Genomic DNA, 18,585 nt, shown 5'->3' with positions numbered 1-18,585 from the left:
GGGAATACCGAATATGTCGCTCGCCAATCAATTTGCTGCCTATACCGCCTGGCGCTCCCGTCTCGCCAACTATATTGGTGAGCTTCAGGGCTGGCTGAATCAAAATGAGCTTTCCGATGCCCAGAGCGATCTGCGTCTGACGCAGTTGCTGGAGCGCTTGCGCGAAGATCGGCTGAATGTCGCCTTCGTCGCCGAGTTTTCGCGTGGCAAGTCGGAACTGATCAATGCCATCTTTTTTGCCGATTACGGCAACCGGATGCTGCCTTCATCGGCCGGCCGGACGACGATGTGCCCGACCGAACTGATGTTCGATGGCAACAAATTGCCGAGCATCGAACTGCTGCCGATCCAGACCCGGTCGTCGAATTCCAGCGTCAGCGAATACAAGCGTTTTCCGGACGAGTGGACCAAGGTTGCGCTCGATACCGAATCGCCGGATGCGATGCAGGATGCTCTGCGCCATGTCAGCGAAACGACCCGGGTAACGTCGGAAGAGGCTTCGCGCCTTGGCTTCGAGGTGGGCGAGGGGCAGATCGAACTGTATTGCGTGGGTGAGGATGGCCTGGTCGAAGTGCCGCGCTGGCGTCACGCGATGATCAATTTCCCGCACCCGCTGCTCAAGCAGGGTCTGGTCATTCTCGATACGCCGGGCCTGAATGCCATCGGTGCCGAGCCGGAACTGACCCTGTCGCTGTTGCCCAATGCCCATGCCGTGTTGTTCATTCTGGCCGCCGATACCGGCGTGACCCAGTCCGACATGGCGATCTGGCGCGAACATATCTGTGGTGGCGGCATGGCCAGGCGTGGTCGCATGGTCGTGCTCAACAAGATCGACGCTCAGTGGGATGAATTGAAGAGCACTGAAGAAATCGACGCCGAGATCCAGCGCCAGGTGGACACCAGCGCCGATATCCTAGAGTTGCCGGCGACTCAGGTCTTCCCGGTTTCGGCCCAGAAAGGGCTGGTCGCCAAGATCAACGGTGATAGCGCGCTGCTCGAAAAGAGCCGCCTGCCGCTACTTGAAGCGGCGCTGTCCAAGGAACTGATCCCGGCCAAGCGCGATATCGTCTGCGAAAGCACCGAGAGCGAGTTCGGCGATGTCAGTCGCCGCGTTCGCGGGCTGCTCGATTCCCGCCTTGTCGGCTTGCGCGAGCAATTGACCGAATTGACCGAATTGCGCGGCAAGAACAAGGGCGTCGTCGAATACATGATGGGCAAGGTGCGTTCCGAAAAGGACGAGTTCGAGTCCGGCCTGCAGCGCTACTACGCCGTGCGCAGCGTGTTCTCGACGCTGACCAACAAGCTGTTCGCCCACCTCGGCCTGGATGTGTTGCGCCAGCTGACGCACGAGACTCGTGAAGCGATGCTCGATGCGGCTTTCTCCAAGACGCTGTCTGATGCCATGGCGCATTTCTTTGCGCAGTCGCGCGACGCATTGGCCAAGTCGAATGGCGAAATCAGCGAAATCCTGTCGATGATGGAAGCGGTCTACAAGAAATTTGCCGTCGAGCACGGGCTCAAACTCGGCTCGCCGACGACTTTCTCGCTGCTCCGCTATGAAAAGGAACTCGATCGCCTGCAGGCCTGGTGCGACGATCACCTGAATACCATGGTCAGTCTGCTGACCCACGACAAGAAGAACATCACCCAGAAATTCTTCGAGGAAGTGGCCGTCCAGGTTCGCCGGGCCTTCGAGCACGCCAATCGCGATGCCGAAGTCTGGTTGCGCGCCATCATGGCGCCGATGGAGACTCAGGTTCGCGAGCACCAGATCCAGCTGAAACGTCGGCTGGAGAGCATCAAGCGCATTCATCAGGCGACCGATACGCTGGAAGATCGTATTGCCGAACTGGATGGTGTCGAGCAAAACCTGTTGCAGCAGATCGATGCGCTGGAAGAGATCATCGGTCGCGTTCAGGAAATGCTCCTGCCTCTTACGCAGCAGGAGTTGGCTGCCGCGTGATCACAAATTCCGGTGGTCGAGGGCAATAAATGCCCGGCAATAAAAAACCCGCGAAATTCGCGGGTTTTTTATTGGCGCCGAAAAAACTCAGGCGCGCTTGTTGCCGGTGAGCTTTTCGTACTTGGACCAGAGCTGGTCTTCGCTTTCGACGACATCCGGGTTCTTCGGAATGCAATCGACCGGGCAGACCTGGACGCACTGCGGTTCGTCGTAGTGGCCGACGCATTCCGTGCACTTGGCCGGGTCGATGACGTAGACCTCTTCCCCCTGGGAAATGGCCTCGTTCGGGCACTCCGGTTCGCACACATCGCAGTTGATACATTCGTCGGTAATCATCAGAGCCATAGCTGTTCCTCTCTCGTTTAAGCAGTGGTTGTCGCCCGCAGGCGCTTTTCTACACAAGGTTGCACAAATTTGCTGACATCGCCACCCAGGCGCGCAATTTCACGCACCATGGTAGCGGAGATAAACATGTACTGCTCGCCTGGCGTCAGAAACACCGTTTCGACCTCAGGGTAGACGCTACGGTTCATGCCCGCCATCTGGAATTCGTATTCGAAGTCGGATACGGCGCGCAGGCCGCGGACGACGACTTTGGCGCCCTTCTCGTGGACGAAGTTCATCAGCAGCGTGTTGAAGCCGACGATTTCGACATTTTTCAGGTCGCCGAGAATTTCCTGGGCCATTTCGACGCGGTCGACCAGCGGGAAGCGCGGCTTTTTCGACGGGCTTTCGGCGATGGCCAGGATCAGCTTGTCGAACAGCGTAGCGGCGCGACGGACGAGGTCTTCGTGGCCTCGGGTGATCGGGTCGAAAGTGCCGGGATAGATCGCAACGCGATGGTTGAGTTTGTTCAAGTTGTCTGTCGCCGCAACAAGTGAAAGTGGACTTCCCCCGCCTTGCCCTGGCGCACCATGCGCCAATCACCAAGCGATTCGATTTTGTATTCTGCTTCGACGTAGATCGCAGCATCTTCGTTCAATGCGTCTGGAAGGAGTGGCTCCAGACGGTCAATCCAGCCTTTTTTGTAGGGTGGATCGAGGAAGATCAGGTCGAATTTTGCCTTTGTCGAGGCCAAATATTGTATCGCATCCGCGCGAATGATCTCTATCGCGCTTGGTTTATGGAGCAATTCGTGGTTTTCATGCAACGCAGCGAGTACTTTCGGCGATTGCTCGACCATGACAACGCGCGCAGCACCCCGTGACGCTGCTTCGAAGCCGAGGGCGCCGCTGCCGGCGAACAGGTCGAGGCAGTGCCAGCCATCAAGTTCCTGCCCTAGCCAGTTGAACAGCGTCTCGCGGACGCGGTCCGGCGTCGGGCGCAGGCCTTCGCTATCGGGAAATCTGAGAACACGGCGGCGATATTCGCCGCCGACGATGCGGACCGAGTTCAATCTGCCGCCACCGTCACCGTGATCAGGTTATCCGGCCGCACGCGGCGGGCAAAGGCCTGTTTGATGTCGTCGGCGGATACGGCTTGCACCTTGGCCTGATATTGATCGAGATAATCGAGTGGCAGACCGTAGAAGCCGATGACGGCGACGTTGTCGAGAATCTTCTTGTTGCTGTCCAGGCGCAGCGGGAAGCTGCCGGTCAGGTTGGCCTTGGCGGCAGTCAATTCGTCGTCGCTCGGGCCATCTTTCAGGAAACCTTCGAGCACATCGCGCGCCACCTTGATCGCGTCCTTGGCTTGCGAACGCTTGGTCTGCAGGCCAATCTGGAAGGGGCCGGTCTGCTTGAGGGGGGCGAAATAGCTGTAGACGCTGTAGGCGTAACCGCGCTTGTCGCGGACTTCCTTCATCAGACGCGACACGAAGCCGCCGCCGCCCAGCGTGTAGTTGCCGACGAGTAGCGGGAAGAAGTCAGGATTGCCGCGTTCGACTGCCGGCAGGCCGATATAGACATGGGCCTGGCTGGCCGGGTGAGCGAGCTGGGTCAGGCCACCTTTGGGCGCCTCCGGTGAGTTGGGCAGCGTGGCTGCCTCGCCCTTGGGTAGCCCGCCGGCAATGGCTTCGGCAATTTTCTCGGCTTCCTGGCGCGATAAATCACCAACCAGCGTAATGCTGGCATTGGCGGCGTTGTAGTAGCGGGCGTGGAAGCCGGCCAGGTCGTCGCGGTTCAGTGCGGCAACGCTTTCCGGCGTGGCTTGCCGGCCGTAGGGGTGATTCGGATACATGGCCGCCCAGAAGGCCTTGCCGGCGATGCTGTCGGGGCGGGTCATCGCTTCCTTGAGGCCGGCGATAGTGCGGGTTTTCTCGCGTTCGAAAATGGCGGCATCAAACAGCGGTTGGTGCAGCACGTTCTTCAGGATGTCGAGTGCCGGTTCGCGCTTGTCCCTGGCGGACAGGGTGCGCAGCGCGACGCTGGCACGGTCGGTGTCGGCACCGCCGCCCAGGTTGGCGCCAATGTCGGCCAGTTGTTCGGCGATGGCGGTTTCATCGAGCTTGCCGGCGCCCAGATCGAGCGCGGCGCGGGTCAGTGCGGCCAGGCCGGACTTGCCGGCCGGATCGAAGATCGAGCCGGCCGAGAAATCAACCTGGACGTCGAGCATCGGCAGGACGCGGCTTTCGACAAAATAGACGCGGGCGCCGGAAGGCGAAACCCAGTGTTCGATCTTGACGCCGGCGAAGACGCTTTGGGTGAGGAGCAGCGCAATGGCTGCAATCAACAGTTTTTTCATGCAAAAAACTCCGTTAAGCGGGGTTGCCAGGCCAGCAGCAAGGCCAGGCTGGCGAGCAGTGCCGTGGCGGCGAGCGCCCAGGTCTGGCGGCGGGCGTGCTGGCGCTGGTTTTCGATTTGGGCGACGAGCTGGACATTCTGTTCGCTCAGGGTCTGGATGAGTTCGCTGGAAGCGAGAATCTGTGTACGCAACTTGCGGTTGGCGGTTTCCAGCAAGCTCAGGCGGGCCGAGAAGTCGGCATCGGGTGCGATCGTTTCGCCGGCGGGGTCGATTTCAGCCGCGTCAGCACTCTTGCGGCCCATGCCTTTCCACATTTTTTTCGCACTGTCGGCGATCTGCGGTGCTTTGCCGAGAACGTCGCTCCACGGCACATTGGTCAGGATGGTCTTCCATGGCAAGGGCATCGGTTCGCGCTCTCAGTGGCGGGTAGCAACCGCGGCGCGACGTGGCTTGCCGTCGAGTGCTTGCGGGTCGAGGACGCCGACGGTCAGGGCGTCATCGTTGAAGTACTTCTTGGCGACGGCCTGGATTTGTGCGGCGGTAACCTGTTGCAGCTTTTCCAGCATGCGGTCGAGTTTTTGGTAGGGCAGGCCGACGGCTTCGATCTGGCCGATTTCCATGGTCTGGCCGAACATCGAATCCTTCTTGTACACCTCGGCAGCGATCAGTTGTGCCTTGGCGCGCTTCAGTTCGGTCGTGCTGACGCCTTCCTGCTGGACGCGGACGATTTCGGCGCGCAGCGCGGCTTCCAGGTCGGCGACAGTCTTGCCTTCCGACGGCGTGCCGTGCAGGTAAAGCATGCCGGGGCCGCGCGCGGTGTTGTCGTAGTCGATGCCGGCCGACAGGGCGACCTTGTCTTCGCGCACCAGTTTCTTGTTGAAGCGGGCGGCATCGTGACCATCGAGGATGGCGGCGAGCATTTCCAGCGCATAGGGATCGCTGTCTTTCTCGATGTCACGCAGGATCGGGGCCTTGTAGCCCATGATCAGCACCGGCAGCTCGGCCGGTGCCTTGACGGTGACGCGGCGGGGGCCTTCCTGCTTCGGTTCGATTTGCTGGCGGCGGACCGGCAGGGCGCGGCCTTCGAGCGGCCCGTAGTATTGTTCGGCCAGGGCGAAGACGGCCTTGTGATCGACGTCGCCGGTGATCACGACATAGGCGTTGTTGGGCACGTACCAGGTGTCGTACCAGGCCTTGGCATCGGCGGCGGTCATCGTTTCCAGGTCGTTCATCCAGCCAATGATCGGCCGGCGATACGGGTGGGCCTGGAAGGCGACGGCATTCATCTGCTCGAACAGCTTGGCCTGCGGATTGTCATCGGTGCGCATGCGGCGCTCTTCCATGACGACCTTGATCTCCTGCTCGAATTCCTTGGCGTGCACGTTCAGATGGCGCATGCGGTCGGCTTCGAGCTGCATCATGTCGGGCAGCTTTTCCTTCGGCACCTGCTGGAAATAGGCTGTGTAGTCGCGGCTGGTGAAGGCGTTGTCCTTGCCACCGGCGGCGGCGACGCGCTTGTTGAACTCGCCGGGGCCGACGCTGGGCGTGCCTTTGAACATCATGTGTTCGAGCACGTGGGCGACGCCGGAGGCGCCATCGACCTCATCGGTACTGCCGATGCAGTACCAGACCATCTGGACGGCGGTCGGGGCGCGGCGGTCTTCCTTGACGATGACGCGCAGACCGTTCTTGAGCGTGGTTTCGTAGGGGTTGGCGAAGGCTGCGGTCGACAGACCGGCAGCGAGCAAAAAGGGGAGAAGTTGTCGCAGTCGCATGGCAGAGCGGGGGCTTTCTAAGTGGTCTTTCTGCTAAAATCGGGGCCGCATTTACATCGATCCCGGCGGCATCTTAACGGCTTGCCGCTTGCCTGTCAGCTTGGCCGAAGTCCTTCTAAGACCCAATTCCCCATGTTCAGTTTCCTGAAAAAATCCGGCCCCGAGACCAAGGCCGAAGTTCCGGCTGAAAAGGCCGCCGCGCCCAGCTGGCGCGAACGCCTGTTCAAGGGCCTGGCCAAGACCCGTGCCCAGTGGGGCGGCAAGCTCAAATCCATCTTTTCGCGCGGCAAGGTCGACGACGAACTGCTCGAGGAACTGGAAACCCTGCTGCTGACCAGCGATTGCGGCATCGAGGCAACGCAGCACCTGCTCGACGAGCTGAAGAAGGCCGCCAAGCGCGACAAGCTGGACACGCCCGAGGCCATTCAGAAGGCGCTGCACGATGCCCTGCTCGAAACCCTGCAGCCGCTTGAGCAGCCGCTCGATTTTTCGACGCACAAGCCGTTCGTGATCATGATTGCCGGGGTCAATGGCGCCGGCAAGACCACCTCGATCGGCAAGCTGGCCAAGTATTTCCAGACCCAGGGCAAGAGCGTTCTGCTTGCCGCCGGCGACACCTTCCGCGCCGCCGCCCGCGAACAGCTTGAAACCTGGGGCGAGCGCAACAACGTCACGGTCATCGCCCAGGACAATGGTGACCCGGCGGCAGTGGTCTTCGATGCCATTTCGGCCGCCAAGGCGCGCGGCATCGACATCGTGCTGGCCGACACGGCCGGCCGCCTGCCAACGCAGTTGCACCTGATGGAAGAAATCGCCAAGGTCAGACGCGTCATCCAGAAGATCGAGCCGGAAGGCCCGCACGAAACCCTGCTCGTGCTCGATGCGAATATCGGCCAGAACGCCCTGCAGCAGGTCAAGGCCTTCGACAAGGCGATCAACGTCACCGGCCTAGTCCTGACCAAGCTCGACGGTACGGCCAAGGGCGGCGTCGTCACGGCGATTGCCCGGCAGTGTCCGAAGCCGATCCGCTTCATCGGGGTTGGCGAGCAGATCGACGATCTTCGCCCCTTCTCCGCCAAAGATTTCGTCGACGCCCTGTTCGAATGATCGAGGCCAGCAACCTCACCAAGCGCTATCCGGGCGGCTTCGAGGCCGTCAAGGATGTCAGCTTCCAGATCAATGCCGGGCAGATGGTGCTGATCACCGGCCATTCCGGCGCCGGCAAGACGACGCTGGTCAAGCTGATCTCGACCATCGAGCGGCCGACCTCCGGCAGCCTGGTGGTCAATGGCCAGAACCTGTCGGCGCTGGGGCGCAGTGCCATGCCGCATGTGCGCCGTCATTTCGGCCTGGTCTTTCAGGACCAGAAGCTGCTGTTCGACCGCAACGCATTGGATAACGTACTACTGCCCCTGCAGATCGCCGGCCTGCCGCGCCGTGATGCCATCCGCCGCGCCCAGGCGGCGCTCGACAAGGTGGGCCTGTTGGCGCGTGAAAAGGCAAATCCGATTGCCCTGTCCGGTGGCGAGCAACAGCGCCTGGCCATTGCTCGCGCCGTGGTCAATCGGCCGACTGTGTTGATCGCCGACGAACCGACCGGCAATCTTGACGCTGAATCCGGCGCGGCCATCCTCGAAATCTTTGCCGACTTCCACCGCGTTGGCGTGACGGTGGTGGTTGCCACGCACGACCAGAGCTGGATCGAGCGCTACCACCCGAACGTGCTGCGTCTTGATCACGGGAGGGTGGTCGCATGAATGCCTGGTTCTCGCAGCACCGTGCCGCACTGGCCTCGGCTTTCCGCCGTCTGTGGTCCACGCCGCTCAATACCCTGCTTTCGCTGCTGGTCATCGGCATTGCCCTGACGCTGCCGGCCTTTGGCTACGTCGCGCTCGACAATCTGCGCGATCTTGGTCGCAACGCCTCGGGCGTCCAGCAGATCAGTCTGTTCATGAGCCTGGAGGCGAGCAAGAAAGATGTCGGCGAAATTGAAAATCGCCTGCGTCAGGCGGCCAATGGCAAATGGCGCTTCGTGCCGAAGGAAGAAGCGCTGAAGCGCATGCAGGCCAGCGAAGGGATGGCGGAAATCGTCGCCAGCCTGCCGCGCAATCCGCTGCCCGATGCCTTCGTCGTCGAACCGAGCAATACCGAGCCGGAAGCACTGGAGATCCTGCGCAAGGAGATCGCCGGCTGGCCCAAGGTCGCGCATGTCCAGCTCGATTCGGCCTGGGTCAAACGTTTCGATGCCTTCCTGCGCCTCGGCAAGCTGGCCCTGTGGATGCTGGCCGGGCTGTTCGGCGCCGGTCTGGTCGCCGTGACCTTCAATACCATTCGCCTGCAGGTCATGGCCCAGTCGGCTGAAATCGAGGTGGCGCGGATGATCGGGGCGACGGATGCCTTCATCCGTCGGCCGTTCTACTACTTTGGTGCCTTGCAGGGGGCGCTTGGCGGCCTGGCCGCAGCGGCGCTGGTGCTGGGCGCGTTGCGCCTGCTGGCCGGCCCGGTCGGCGAACTGGCGGCACTTTACGGCGGCAGCTTCGGCCTGAAATTGCCGGGTGCGCTCGAAGTGCTGGCGCTGACCGCTGTCGGTGCTTTCCTTGGCTGGCTCGGGGCGCAGCTTTCCGTCAGCCTGTCGCTGCGGAAGTTTGACTAGCCCCATAAAACCACGGGCTGGCACCAGCCGCCGCGACTTTCTCCGCACAGTGGGGGCGGCGGCCCTGGCCGGTTGCGCGCCGGTCGGCAAACCACCGCTACCGCCCGGCGAACTGCTCGGCATGTCGCACACGCTGGGCCATCGCCTGCGTGATGGCGGCTTTCCGGCGCCGTCCGAAATCCGAAAGACGGATGTCCTGATCGTCGGGGGCGGTATTTCGGGGCTGTCGGCGGCGTGGAAGCTGGCCAAATCGGCAGTCGATGACTTTCTCGTGCTCGAAATGGAAAGCGAGGCCGGCGGCAATTCGCGCGGCGGGCAATCGCCGCTGGTGGCTTATCCATGGGGTGCGCACTACCTGCCGCTGCCAACGCGGGAGGCGACCCATGTCCGGGAACTGCTGGCCGAACTGGGCGTCCTGCAGGGCGATCCCGCTGCAGCTAAGCCAAGTTACGACGAACGTTATCTGTGCGCCACACCGCAGGAACGTGTCTACCGCAATGGGCTGTGGGAAGAGGGGCTGTTGCCGCATCGCGGTCTCGATGCGGCCGAGCTGGCCCAGCAGAAACGTTTCCACGAGCGGATGGACGAACTGAAACAGGCCAGGGGGCGTGATGGACGGCGGCTGTTCGCCATTCCGATGGCGTTGTCGAGTGCCGATCCCGAATGGCGGGCGCTGGACTGGATACCCTTAAGTCAGTGGCTGAACGACAACGGTTTTACGGCGCCAACGCTGCACTGGCTGGCCAACTATGCCTGCCGCGACGACTACGGCATGGCTCACGATCAGGTGTCAGCCTGGGCGGGCTTGCATTACTTCGCCTGCCGCAATGGCGAAGCGGCCAATGCCGCAGCCGATACCGTGCTCACCGCACCGGATGGCAATGCCTGGCTGGCCCGTGGTCTGGCCCAGAAGGCGGGCAATCGAGTCATGACTGGCGCCACCGTCTGGCACATCGAGGAAGGTCAATCGAGCGTGGCAGTCGATGTCCTCATAGGTGAAAAAACCGTGCGCTTCGAGGCCCGGCAACTGATCTGGGCGGCGCCGGCTTTCGTCTTGCCGCGGGTCTGGCCGGCACTGCCGGGCGACCTGAAGTCGGCCTGTCTGGCCGGCGACTACGCGCCATGGCTGACGGCCAACCTGCACTTGTCGGATTTGCCCGAGGAGCGATACGGTGCGCCGGCCGCCTGGGACAATGTTTTTTACGACAGCCCCGGTCTGGGTTATGTCACGGCGACGCACCAACTGATCCGCCGACACTTGAGCGGCACAGTGCTGACCTACTATCGGGCGCTGCACGATGTTGCACCCGCCGCGGGGCGGCGCCTGCTGCTCGAAACGCCGCGCGAGGCCTGGGCCGAGGGCATCCTGGCCGAACTGGAACAGGTGCATCCGAATATTCGCAAGCTGACGACGCGCCTCGACATCTTCCGCAATGGCCACGCCATGCGCCGTCCGGTGCCGGGTAGTCTGTTCCATGCCCAGCGGGAAAAAATGGCCGATTTTCGTAGCTGGCGCATCACGTTGGCCCATGCCGATTTGTCCGGATTTTCCTTGTTTGAAGAGGCGCAATACCGCGGCGTGCTGGCGGCCGAGCGAGTGGCTCAGCGCTTCAATGGGCGAGGTAGCGCAGCAGCAGCATCTTGAGGTCGTCGGGTTCAACCGGCTTGGACAGGAAGTCGTTCATGCCGGCGGCGAGGCAGCGCTCGCGGTCTTCAGCGAAGGCGTTGGCGGTCATGGCGATGATCGGGACGGCGTTTTGCTCGGGCAGGGCACGAATCCGCCGGGTGGCTTCCAGGCCATCCATTTCCGGCATCTGCATGTCCATCAGGACCAGATCGTAATGCTGGATCTTGATCAATTCGAGCGCCTGGCGGCCATTTTCGGCGGTGTCGGCGGTGATCCCGAATTCGCTGAGCAGCTCCAGCGCGATTTCGCGGTTGATCGCCTCGTCCTCGACGACCAGCAGATGTCGTCCGTGCAGGCTTTTCTGGACGCCTTTTGGTGAAAGGCCAGCAAAGGTTGAGGTCATGGCATCGATGGCGTCGTCGCCGGGTTTCAGCAGCGCGGTAAACCAGAAGCGGCTGCCGGCCCCGACGCGGCTGCTGACGCCGACCTTGCCGCCCATCAGCTCGGCCAGGCGGCGGGTGATGGCCAGGCCCAGACCGGTGCCGCCGAATTTCCGGCTGGTCGAACTGTCGGCCTGCTCGAAAATGCCGAACAGGCGATCGATGGCATCGTCGGAGATGCCAATGCCCGTATCCTCGACTTCGAAGCGGATCAATACGCCGCTACTGTCGTCGGATATCCGCCGGGCCTTGATGGTGACGCTGCCATGCTCGGTGAACTTGATGGCGTTGCCGGCGTAATTGATCAGGCACTGGGTGATGCGTGTCGGGTCGCCGATAAAGGTGTGGGGGAAATCGTCTGCGACGACGCGCAATTCGAGTCCCTTCTGGCGGGCGCGGTCACCCAGCACGGAGACAACGCGTTTGAGGATGCTGGCGATGTCGACGGTGGTTTCGTCGAGCACCAGTTTTCCCGCCTCGATTTTCGAAATATCCAGAATATCGTTGATAACTGCCAGCAGATGCTGCGAGGCCGAGTCGATCTTGTCCAGACGGTCGATCTGTTCCAGCGTCGGCGCGTCGCGACGCAGCAGGTGCACCATGCCGAGCACGGCATTGAGCGGCGTCCGTATTTCGTGGCTCATGTTGGCCAGGAAGGCACTCTTCGAGCGATTGGCCGCTTCGGCCGCCTGGCGGGCGATTTCCAGTTGCTGGGTGCGTTGCCTGACCTGGGTCTCAAGATGGTTGCGATGTTGTTCCAGTTCCTGCGCGACGCGGCGGTTTTCGCTGATATCGGCGAACGAGACGACGACGCCGGTGATCGCCCCCTCGCGCAGTTTGGCCGTGATGGTCAGGCGAACCGGGAAACTCTGGCCATTTTTTCGCCAGAAGACATCCTCCAGGCGGCGGCTTTGGCCATCCTTCGCAGTCAGGATCAGCGGGCAGTCTTCGATGGGGATCGGCCTGCCATCGGCGTGATGGTGGTGGAACAGGGTATGGGTATTCTTGCCCAGCACCTCGTCTTCCCTGAGGCCAAGAAAGCCCAGGGCGGCGGGATTGATGAAGGTGCAAACGCCATTGAGGTCAGTGCCGTAAACACCTTCGCCCAAAGTCTGGAGGATCATCCGCTGCCGGGATTCGCTCTCGATCAGCGCCTGCTCGGTATGGACCAGCTCGGTCAGGTTGATGTCGAGACAGAACATCATCGGCCCCTGATCCGCCGTGTCGATGACGGTATGGCTCGAATAGACCTCGACCGGGCTGCCGTCCTTGCGCTGCAACTTGAGGCGCCCCGGCGGAATGCCCGTTTTGTGGGCAAACATCCATTGCACGGCCCCCTGGACGCCGTCGCGCATGGCGGGGGGAATGATCAGGTCGAGCAGCGATTTGCCGAGGGCTTCCTGCGCGGTGTAGCCATAGGTGGTTTGCGAGGCGTTGTTCCAGTAGGCGACGGAGCCATCCGCCAGATAGCCCTGAATGGCCAGGGTTTCGACATTGTCGAAAATGGCCCGGAAACGGGCTTCCGCCGCCGAGAGTTGCGCCATCGTCGCCTTGGTTCGCGAGCGCTCGTCCTTGAGGCGGCGGATCGAGCGGATCAGGGCCAGGACGATGATCAGCATGATGCCGATGCCGAGAATGGAGAGGATCGCAATGATGGCGCCAAATTGCGCAAAAACATCATTGATCGTGAACTTGGGTGGCGCGTCGAACGGCGGCTGGCGGAGCTGGCGCATCAGTTCGTCAATCGGGCGGTAGTCGCCGGGAATGGTGAAGCCATGAATATTCGCAGCCCGGGCGGCATCCCCGTCCGGCGGCAGGGAAAGGATGGCTGCGGCAATCTGCCGGGCCAGGTTGCCCTCTGTCCAGGGCATTGCAGCGACCGGCCATTCCGGGTAGAGCCGGGTTGAGCGGATCAGCGGGAAATCGCCCGGGGGCTGCGCATTGATGACTCGCAGCTGGCGGGTATCCAGCTTGGTTTCCTTTTGCATGGCTTCGAGGACGCCGGTGCGAATGAAAGCCGCGTCGGCCCGTCCGGCCAGCAGTTCCTGAATGGCCTTGTCCTGCGGCTGGCCGGTCTCGATGATCCGGGCGTCGCCGGGTAGCTGGATGCCGACCTGCTGCAGTTCGAAGGCTTGCATCTGATAGCTGCCGAGCGATGTCGTGCTACTGGTGGCGATGCGTTTGCCGCGCAGATCGGAGAGGCGCTGGATATCGCTGCGGTCGCTGCGCGTCACGATGACGCCGCCAAAACTGGCCAGTGCCTGGCCACCCTCTTTTTCAAGCAGCGTGGCCAGCGGGGAGAGCAGATGTTCCCGCTGGGCCAGCAGGATGTAATGCGCCGGCTGGGTCAGGACGAAATCGACCTGTTTGTTTTTGACGGCGGCTTCCAGTTCCGGGTAGTTGAGCACGACCAGCGTGATCGGCTGGCTCGGCTGGGTGCTGTTGAGGTAGTCGATCAGCGGTTGCCAGCGCGCTTCCGTTTCCGGCTTGGGCCGGAAAGCCAGAACCGCGAATTTCGCCGGCTTTCTGGCTTCGCTCGCCACGCTTTCTGGTTCGCCGCCATGTGCCGCTGATAACAGGCCAAAAAGCAGGCAGAACAGGGCCATGGCTCGGCTGAGCCAACAATCAACCATGATGCGCCGGCGTTGAAGCACGCGAACCTCGCTCGGGTTTATCGTCTGAACCAGGATGGATATTAGCAACAGGTATTGACGATAGATAGCGATTTTCGCCGGGCATTTTTTCCGGGAAATCGTTCAATAAAGCAGGAAGGTTTCGCTTGCCTCTTTCCAGGCGAGTTCGTCGCTCTTTGCCCAGGCATCCAGCTCGTCCGGGGTGCTCTCCGGTGCATCAACCCATTCCCGCAGCAAGGGTGAGCCGTTGATCAGGTCGATGGCCAGCCGGTCATGTTCGTACTCGTAGGCAAAGTCGCGCCATAGCGGATAGTCGGGGTAAAGCCGGCGAATGGCCTTGAAGCCCAGCGCCTGGATGCGCCAGGGCTGGAAGGCGGCGTGGTCGTAGTACGGCCCCTCGCAATGGATCTGCACGCCATGGTTGAGCTTGCCGGCGTGCTTGTGAAAGGTCGGTTCGAACCAGATTTCGCGCAGTTTGCAGCCCTTGAGCCAATGCGGGGCAAAAGCCTGCATCTCGGCGATCACGGCGCGGGCATCGATGTCCGGCGCACCGAAAATTTCCAGCGGTCTCGTCGTGCCGCGGCCTTCGCTCAGTGTGGCGCCTTCAAGCATCACGGTGCCGGCATAGGCGCGGGCCATCCAGAGGTTAGGTGCGTTCGGGCTGGGGTTGATCCAGGTCCGTTCACCGAGCGGCCAGCCGTAGCCGGGGGCGGCGTCGGGCTGCCAGCCTTGCATCGTGATCACCCGGTAGTCGACATCCAGTTTCAGCGTGGCAATGAACCAATGGCCGAGTTCGCCCATGGTCAGGCCGTGACGCATGGGCATGGCGCCGGCGCCGACGAAGCTCTCCCAACCCTCGCGCAGGGTCAGGCCTTCGACGGGGCGGCCGGCCGGGTTGGGGCGGTCGAGCACCCAGACGCTCTTGCCATGTTTGGCGGCGGCTTCGAGCACATAGCGCAGCGTCGTGATGAAGGTGTAGATGCGGCAGCCGAGGTCCTGCAGATCGACGAGCAGCACGTCGAAAGTGTCCATCATTGCGTCGGTCGGCCGGCGGACTTCGCCGTACAGACTGAAGACCGGGATGCCGAGTTGCGGGTCGAGGAAATTGGGCGACTCGACCATGTTGTCCTGCTTGTCGCCGCGCAGGCCGTGCTGCGGGCCGAAGGCGGCACTCAGCTTGATGTTGGGCAGGGCGGCCAGGGCGTCGAGCGAGTGCGTGAGGTCGGCGGTGACCGAGGCCGGGTGGGCGAGCAGGGCGATGCGCTGGCCGGCCAGCGGGCGGCGCAGGGCGGGGTCGGTGATCAGGCGGTCGATACCGAACAAGGGCGCGAACTGGATGGTCTGGGTCATGATGCGTTGCGGTCGAAAGCCAGCGTGAAGCTCTGGCGGGGGTGAAAGTCGGGCTGGGCGGCGCAATGCGTCAGCGCCCAGTAGCTCTTGCTGCCGTTGGCGGCTTCGATGACAGCCGTCACTCCTAGCTGGAGGATGGCCTGATCTGGCAGCAGGCTGGCCGCCAGCGTGGCCGCCAGTTCAAAGCCGTCGGCCTGCTGCCTGAGGCTGATTTGTGGGGCTGTTTGTGGGGCTGTTTGTGGGGCAAAAGCGGTGTCGGGTTGACGATAGTCGCTGAAGGCGTAAACCGCCCATTGGCCGGATGGAGAAAAGTTGAATTCCCGGTAGGCATTGCCATGGCCGGTGGCGACAAATAGTTCGCAACAGGTGTGTTGCCACAAGCCATCGGCCGGGCCGGCAGCTTGCGGTTCGGGCAGGCAAAGCGCGCCTGGCTGGCCGCTGACCCGATAGCGCAGGTGCAGCCCGCCATCATTTGTCGGCGCCACCGAAACAACGACACAGTCGACGGCCGGACATGGGGTCGTCGGGTGACAAAACAAAGGAAAAAGCGTTGGGTCAGACACGATAGGCAGGTCGAAACGGATGGCAGCACGTACTTTAACCGCTCGTGCCGGCACTTTCGGCAGTCCCCCGGAAAAAAGCCCAAAATCCACAGCCTCCCTTGGTTGGCAGATGCTTTTGGAGTAACTTACCGCCTTTCAGTCGCCGCTTGCAGGGAGAGAAAAGTGACGCCGCTACGCATCAACCTTGAACAAGAAGAAATCCCCACCCACTGGTACAACGTCGTCGCCGACATGGTCAATCCGCCGGCTCCGCCGCTTGGTCCCGATGGCAACCCGGTGCCGCCGGAAGCGATGGGGGCGATCTTCCCCGGGCCGATCCTCGAACAGGAAATGTCGGCAGAACGCTGGATCGCCATTCCCGAAGAAGTCCGCCAGATCTACGCCCTGTGGCGCCCGGTCCCGCTCTGCCGCGCCCTGCGTCTCGAACAGGCGCTCGGCACGCCGGCCAAGATTTTCTACAAGTACGAAGGCGCCTCGCCGGCCGGTTCGCACAAGCCGAACTCCGCCGTGCCGCAAGCCTATTTCAACAAGATCGCCGGTACCAAGCGGCTGACCACCGAAACCGGTGCCGGCCAGTGGGGCTCGTCGATTGCCTTCGCCGGCCAGATGTTCGGCCTGCCGGTGCGCGTCTTCATGGTCAAGGTCAGCTACGAGCAGAAGCCTTTCCGCCGCTCGATGATGCAGACCTGGGGCGCCGACGTCTTCGCCAGCCCGAGCAACCTGACCAATGCCGGTCGCGCCGCGCTGGCCGCCGACCCGGACAACCAGGGCTCGCTCGGCCTGGCCATTTCCGAAGCCGTCGAGGAAGCCGCGGCCGAAGCCGGCACCTGCTACACCCTCGGTTCCGTGCTCAACCATGTGCTGCTGCACCAGACGGTCATCGGCCTCGAAGCCAAGAAGCAGTTCGACAAGATCGGCCTCTATCCCGACGTGATCTTCGGTCCTTGCGGCGGCGGTTCCAGCTTTGGCGGCATTGCCTTCCCCTTCCTCGCCGACAAGGCCGCCGGCGACAAGCGCGCTGCCAACCTGCGCTGCATCGCGGTCGAGCCGACCTCCTGCCCGACGCTGACCAAGGGCCACTACGCCTACGACTACGGCGATGTGTCCGGCTACACGCCGATCATGAAGATGTACACGCTGGGCCACGACTTCATGCCGCCCGGCATCCACGCCGGCGGCCTGCGTTACCACGGCGATTCGCCGCTTGTTTCGCAGCTGCTGCACGAAGGCCGCATCGAGGCGCTGGCCGTGCCGCAGGTCGCCACTTTCGAGGCCGGCGTGCAGTTCGCCCGGGCCGAAGGCATCATCCCGGCGCCGGAATCCTGTCACGCCATCCGCGCCGCCATCGACGAGGCGCTCAAATGCAAGGTCACCGGCGAGGCGAAGACCATCCTGTTCAGCCTGACCGGCCACGGCCACTTCGACATGGCTTCGTACGACAAGTATTTCTCCGGCCAATTGGAAGATTACGACTACCCGGCCGAAGCGATTACCGAGTCGCTGAAACATTTGCCGAAGGTGGGTTGATCCGGTGAAAGCGCTCGTCTTCCTGCTGGTGCTCGGCAACCTGCTGTTCTACGCCTTTGGCGCCGGCTATTTCGGCCGGCTCGACAATCCCGATGCCGGGCGGATCGAGCATCAGGTGAGCCCGGAGCGCATGCGCATCGTTTCCCGCGGCGAGGCGCCGGCGGCGCCTGTCAAGGCAAGCGAGCCGGTCAAGGAGGAAGCCCCCGCGCCGGTGCCGGCCGTCCCTGTGCTGCCCGAGGCGGCCAAGGAAGAGGCAAGCAAGGAGGAGGTGGCCAAGGTCGTCGAGGTGCCGTCGGTTTGCCTGGCGTGGGACCATCTGGCCGTTGCCGACGCCGATCGTCTGGCCGGCGTGGTGGCTACCAAATTCAAGGATTTCAAGGTCACCCGGCGGACGATCGCGGCAGAAGGAAATGGCTGGTGGGTGTATATCCAGCCGCAGGCCAGCAAGGCCGAAGCAGAGAAGAAGGGCAGCGAATTGCGCGAACTGGAAATTACCGACTTCTTCGTGGTTCAGGAAGGCGTCAATCGCCATGCCATTTCGCTCGGCGTCTTTTCCTCCGAAAAGGGGGCTCAGGATCGTCTGGCCGAACTGAAGGCCAAGGGGGTTCGTTCAGCCCGTGTGGCGCCGCGCCCGGGCAAGGACAGCACGGTGAAACTGCTGGCTACAGGCCCGGCGACCGACAAGAGCGCCCTGATCGCCGCTGCCGGCAAGGTTTTGCCCAAGGCTGACGCCCTGCTCTGCAAATGAGTGACTTCGTCGTCGGCCTGACGGGCGGTATCGGCAGCGGCAAAAGCACGGTCGCCGATTTGTTTGTCGAGCAAGGGGCGACGCTAGTCGATACGGATGCCATCGCACACGAGTTGACCGGCGTTGGCGGGGCGGCGATGCCGGCCCTGGTCGCCGAATTCGGGGCGGCTGTTGCCGCGGTGGACGGGGCGATGGATCGCGCAGCCATGCGCCAACTGGTTTTCGCCGATCCATCGGCCAGAGTCCGGCTGGAAGGCATCCTGCATCCGCTGATTCGCCAATTGTCGGCCGAGCGTTGTCGCGCCGCCGGTTCGCCTTATGTGATTCTGGCGGTGCCCTTGCTGGTTGAATCCGGCACCTACCGCGAACGCTGCGACCGAATTGTCGTGGTCGATTGCCCGGAAAGCCTGCAAATAGAGCGGGTCATGGCTCGTAACGGCATGCTGGTCGATGAGGTGAAAGCGATCATGGCTGTCCAGGCAACTCGGCAGCAACGACTGGCCGTGGCGAACGATGTCGTTGTCAATGATGCCGATCAGGCAAAACTTCATGTCCAGGTCGCTGTCTTGCATCGGAAGTATCTAATGCTTTCGGCTGAAAAAGTTAAAGCTTCCTGTTGAGATT

Annotated in this window: 17 protein-coding genes; 8 read left to right on the top strand and 9 right to left on the bottom strand. The window is 62.4% G+C overall.

The features are described from left to right. Positions 1 to 13: 13 nt before the first annotated feature. Entirely contained in the window at positions 14 to 1,963 is a 1,950-nt protein-coding gene (locus KI617_RS17755; RefSeq protein WP_226448562.1) for a dynamin family protein, read from the top strand. 87 nt (positions 1,964 to 2,050) lie between these two features. Here the strand turns inward: KI617_RS17755 and KI617_RS17750 are convergent, their stop codons facing one another. Genes KI617_RS17750 through KI617_RS17725 form a run of 6 tightly spaced genes read right to left on the bottom strand, consistent with a single transcriptional unit; the run spans position 2,051 to position 6,420 of the window. Then, positions 2,051 to 2,308, bottom strand: a complete 258-nt coding sequence (locus KI617_RS17750) for a YfhL family 4Fe-4S dicluster ferredoxin (RefSeq protein ID WP_226448560.1) — start codon at positions 2,306 to 2,308, stop codon at positions 2,051 to 2,053. A 17-nt stretch (positions 2,309 to 2,325) separates the two neighbouring features. Beyond that, positions 2,326 to 2,820 (bottom strand): pantetheine-phosphate adenylyltransferase, encoded by a 495-nt coding sequence (gene coaD / locus KI617_RS17745; RefSeq protein WP_226448558.1) that lies wholly within the window; start codon positions 2,818 to 2,820, stop codon positions 2,326 to 2,328. Further along, entirely contained in the window at positions 2,817 to 3,359 is a 543-nt protein-coding gene (rsmD, locus tag KI617_RS17740) for a 16S rRNA (guanine(966)-N(2))-methyltransferase RsmD (RefSeq protein ID WP_226448556.1), read from the bottom strand. The genes coaD and rsmD overlap by 4 nt, the downstream gene beginning before the upstream one ends. Then, the gene (locus KI617_RS17735; protein WP_226448554.1) at positions 3,356 to 4,645 is read right to left on the bottom strand and encodes a M16 family metallopeptidase; all 1,290 of its coding nucleotides are present in this window, start codon (positions 4,643 to 4,645) and stop codon (positions 3,356 to 3,358) included. Before KI617_RS17735 ends, rsmD begins: the two co-directional genes overlap by 4 nt. After that, the gene (locus KI617_RS17730; protein WP_226448552.1) at positions 4,642 to 5,049 is read right to left on the bottom strand and encodes a hypothetical protein; all 408 of its coding nucleotides are present in this window, start codon (positions 5,047 to 5,049) and stop codon (positions 4,642 to 4,644) included. Before KI617_RS17730 ends, KI617_RS17735 begins: the two co-directional genes overlap by 4 nt. A gap of 12 nt (positions 5,050 to 5,061) precedes the next feature. Beyond that, positions 5,062 to 6,420, bottom strand: a complete 1,359-nt coding sequence (locus tag KI617_RS17725) for a M16 family metallopeptidase (protein ID WP_226448550.1) — start codon at positions 6,418 to 6,420, stop codon at positions 5,062 to 5,064. A gap of 132 nt (positions 6,421 to 6,552) precedes the next feature. Between KI617_RS17725 and ftsY the strand changes: the two genes are divergently transcribed. The 4 genes from ftsY to KI617_RS17705 are packed head-to-tail and all read left to right on the top strand — an operon-like array spanning position 6,553 to position 10,718. After that, complete coding sequence (gene ftsY, locus KI617_RS17720; protein ID WP_319004124.1) at positions 6,553 to 7,527, top strand: signal recognition particle-docking protein FtsY; 975 nt, start codon at positions 6,553 to 6,555, stop codon at positions 7,525 to 7,527. Continuing rightward, complete coding sequence (locus KI617_RS17715) at positions 7,524 to 8,177, top strand: cell division ATP-binding protein FtsE (protein ID WP_226448546.1); 654 nt, start codon at positions 7,524 to 7,526, stop codon at positions 8,175 to 8,177. The genes ftsY and KI617_RS17715 overlap by 4 nt, the downstream gene beginning before the upstream one ends. Then, a complete protein-coding gene (gene ftsX / locus KI617_RS17710) occupies positions 8,174 to 9,073 on the top strand; it encodes a permease-like cell division protein FtsX (RefSeq protein ID WP_226448544.1) in 900 nt (299 codons plus the stop codon). Before KI617_RS17715 ends, ftsX begins: the two co-directional genes overlap by 4 nt. Beyond that, positions 9,066 to 10,718: an FAD-dependent oxidoreductase gene (locus KI617_RS17705; RefSeq protein WP_226448542.1), complete on the top strand. Its 1,653-nt coding sequence runs from the start codon at positions 9,066 to 9,068 to the stop codon at positions 10,716 to 10,718. The genes ftsX and KI617_RS17705 overlap by 8 nt, the downstream gene beginning before the upstream one ends. On the opposite strand, the gene KI617_RS17700 is transcribed toward KI617_RS17705, so the two are convergent. The 3 genes from KI617_RS17700 to KI617_RS17690 form a co-directional block, all read right to left on the bottom strand. Beyond that, positions 10,684 to 13,773, bottom strand: a complete 3,090-nt coding sequence (locus KI617_RS17700) for a PhnD/SsuA/transferrin family substrate-binding protein (RefSeq protein WP_226448540.1) — start codon at positions 13,771 to 13,773, stop codon at positions 10,684 to 10,686. The two genes, KI617_RS17705 and KI617_RS17700, sit on opposite strands and share 35 nt — an antisense overlap. A gap of 123 nt (positions 13,774 to 13,896) precedes the next feature. Further along, complete coding sequence (locus tag KI617_RS17695; RefSeq protein WP_226448538.1) at positions 13,897 to 15,123, bottom strand: exo-beta-N-acetylmuramidase NamZ family protein; 1,227 nt, start codon at positions 15,121 to 15,123, stop codon at positions 13,897 to 13,899. Beyond that, positions 15,120 to 15,608: a DOMON-like domain-containing protein gene (locus KI617_RS17690; RefSeq protein ID WP_226448536.1), complete on the bottom strand. Its 489-nt coding sequence runs from the start codon at positions 15,606 to 15,608 to the stop codon at positions 15,120 to 15,122. Before KI617_RS17690 ends, KI617_RS17695 begins: the two co-directional genes overlap by 4 nt. Positions 15,609 to 15,848: 240 nt before the next feature. On the opposite strand from KI617_RS17690, the gene KI617_RS17685 reads away from it, so the two are divergent. From KI617_RS17685 to coaE, 3 genes are read left to right on the top strand one after another with little or no spacing between them, the layout of a single operon-like run. Then, positions 15,849 to 17,213 carry a TrpB-like pyridoxal phosphate-dependent enzyme gene (locus tag KI617_RS17685; RefSeq protein WP_226448534.1) on the top strand — a complete coding sequence of 455 codons (1,365 nt, stop codon included), beginning with the start codon at positions 15,849 to 15,851 and terminating at the stop codon, positions 17,211 to 17,213. A gap of 4 nt (positions 17,214 to 17,217) precedes the next feature. After that, on the top strand, positions 17,218 to 17,961 hold the full coding sequence (locus tag KI617_RS17680; protein WP_226448532.1) for an SPOR domain-containing protein: 744 nt from the start codon (positions 17,218 to 17,220) through the stop codon (positions 17,959 to 17,961). Then, positions 17,958 to 18,581, top strand: coding sequence for a dephospho-CoA kinase (gene coaE, locus KI617_RS17675; protein WP_226448531.1), 624 nt, complete (start codon positions 17,958 to 17,960; stop codon positions 18,579 to 18,581). Before KI617_RS17680 ends, coaE begins: the two co-directional genes overlap by 4 nt. Positions 18,582 to 18,585 lie beyond the last annotated feature (4 nt).

It is taken from the genome of Ferribacterium limneticum (assembly GCF_020510625.1).
In the GTDB taxonomy this organism is placed as follows: Bacteria; Pseudomonadota; Gammaproteobacteria; order Burkholderiales; family Rhodocyclaceae; genus Azonexus; species Azonexus limneticus_A.
Note: the sequence above shows the minus strand (reverse complement) of the source record. Positions and strands in the feature narration are given on the sequence as shown.

Excerpts from the sequence above, each read along its gene's own strand:
- KI617_RS17755 (WP_226448562.1), top strand. The coding sequence starts at position 14 with ATGTCGCTCGCCAATCAATTTGCTGCCTATACCGCCTGGCGCTCCCGT.
- KI617_RS17750 (WP_226448560.1), bottom strand. The coding sequence starts at position 2,308 with ATGGCTCTGATGATTACCGACGAATGTATCAACTGCGATGTGTGCGAA.
- KI617_RS17735 (WP_226448554.1), bottom strand. The coding sequence starts at position 4,645 with ATGAAAAAACTGTTGATTGCAGCCATTGCGCTGCTCCTCACCCAAAGC.
- KI617_RS17730 (WP_226448552.1), bottom strand. The coding sequence starts at position 5,049 with ATGCCCTTGCCATGGAAGACCATCCTGACCAATGTGCCGTGGAGCGAC.
- KI617_RS17725 (WP_226448550.1), bottom strand. The coding sequence starts at position 6,420 with ATGCGACTGCGACAACTTCTCCCCTTTTTGCTCGCTGCCGGTCTGTCG.
- ftsY (WP_319004124.1), top strand. The coding sequence starts at position 6,553 with ATGTTCAGTTTCCTGAAAAAATCCGGCCCCGAGACCAAGGCCGAAGTT.
- KI617_RS17715 (WP_226448546.1), top strand. The coding sequence starts at position 7,524 with ATGATCGAGGCCAGCAACCTCACCAAGCGCTATCCGGGCGGCTTCGAG.
- ftsX (WP_226448544.1), top strand. The coding sequence starts at position 8,174 with ATGAATGCCTGGTTCTCGCAGCACCGTGCCGCACTGGCCTCGGCTTTC.
- KI617_RS17700 (WP_226448540.1), bottom strand. The coding sequence starts at position 13,773 with ATGGTTGATTGTTGGCTCAGCCGAGCCATGGCCCTGTTCTGCCTGCTT.
- KI617_RS17695 (WP_226448538.1), bottom strand. The coding sequence starts at position 15,123 with ATGACCCAGACCATCCAGTTCGCGCCCTTGTTCGGTATCGACCGCCTG.
- coaE (WP_226448531.1), top strand. The coding sequence starts at position 17,958 with ATGAGTGACTTCGTCGTCGGCCTGACGGGCGGTATCGGCAGCGGCAAA.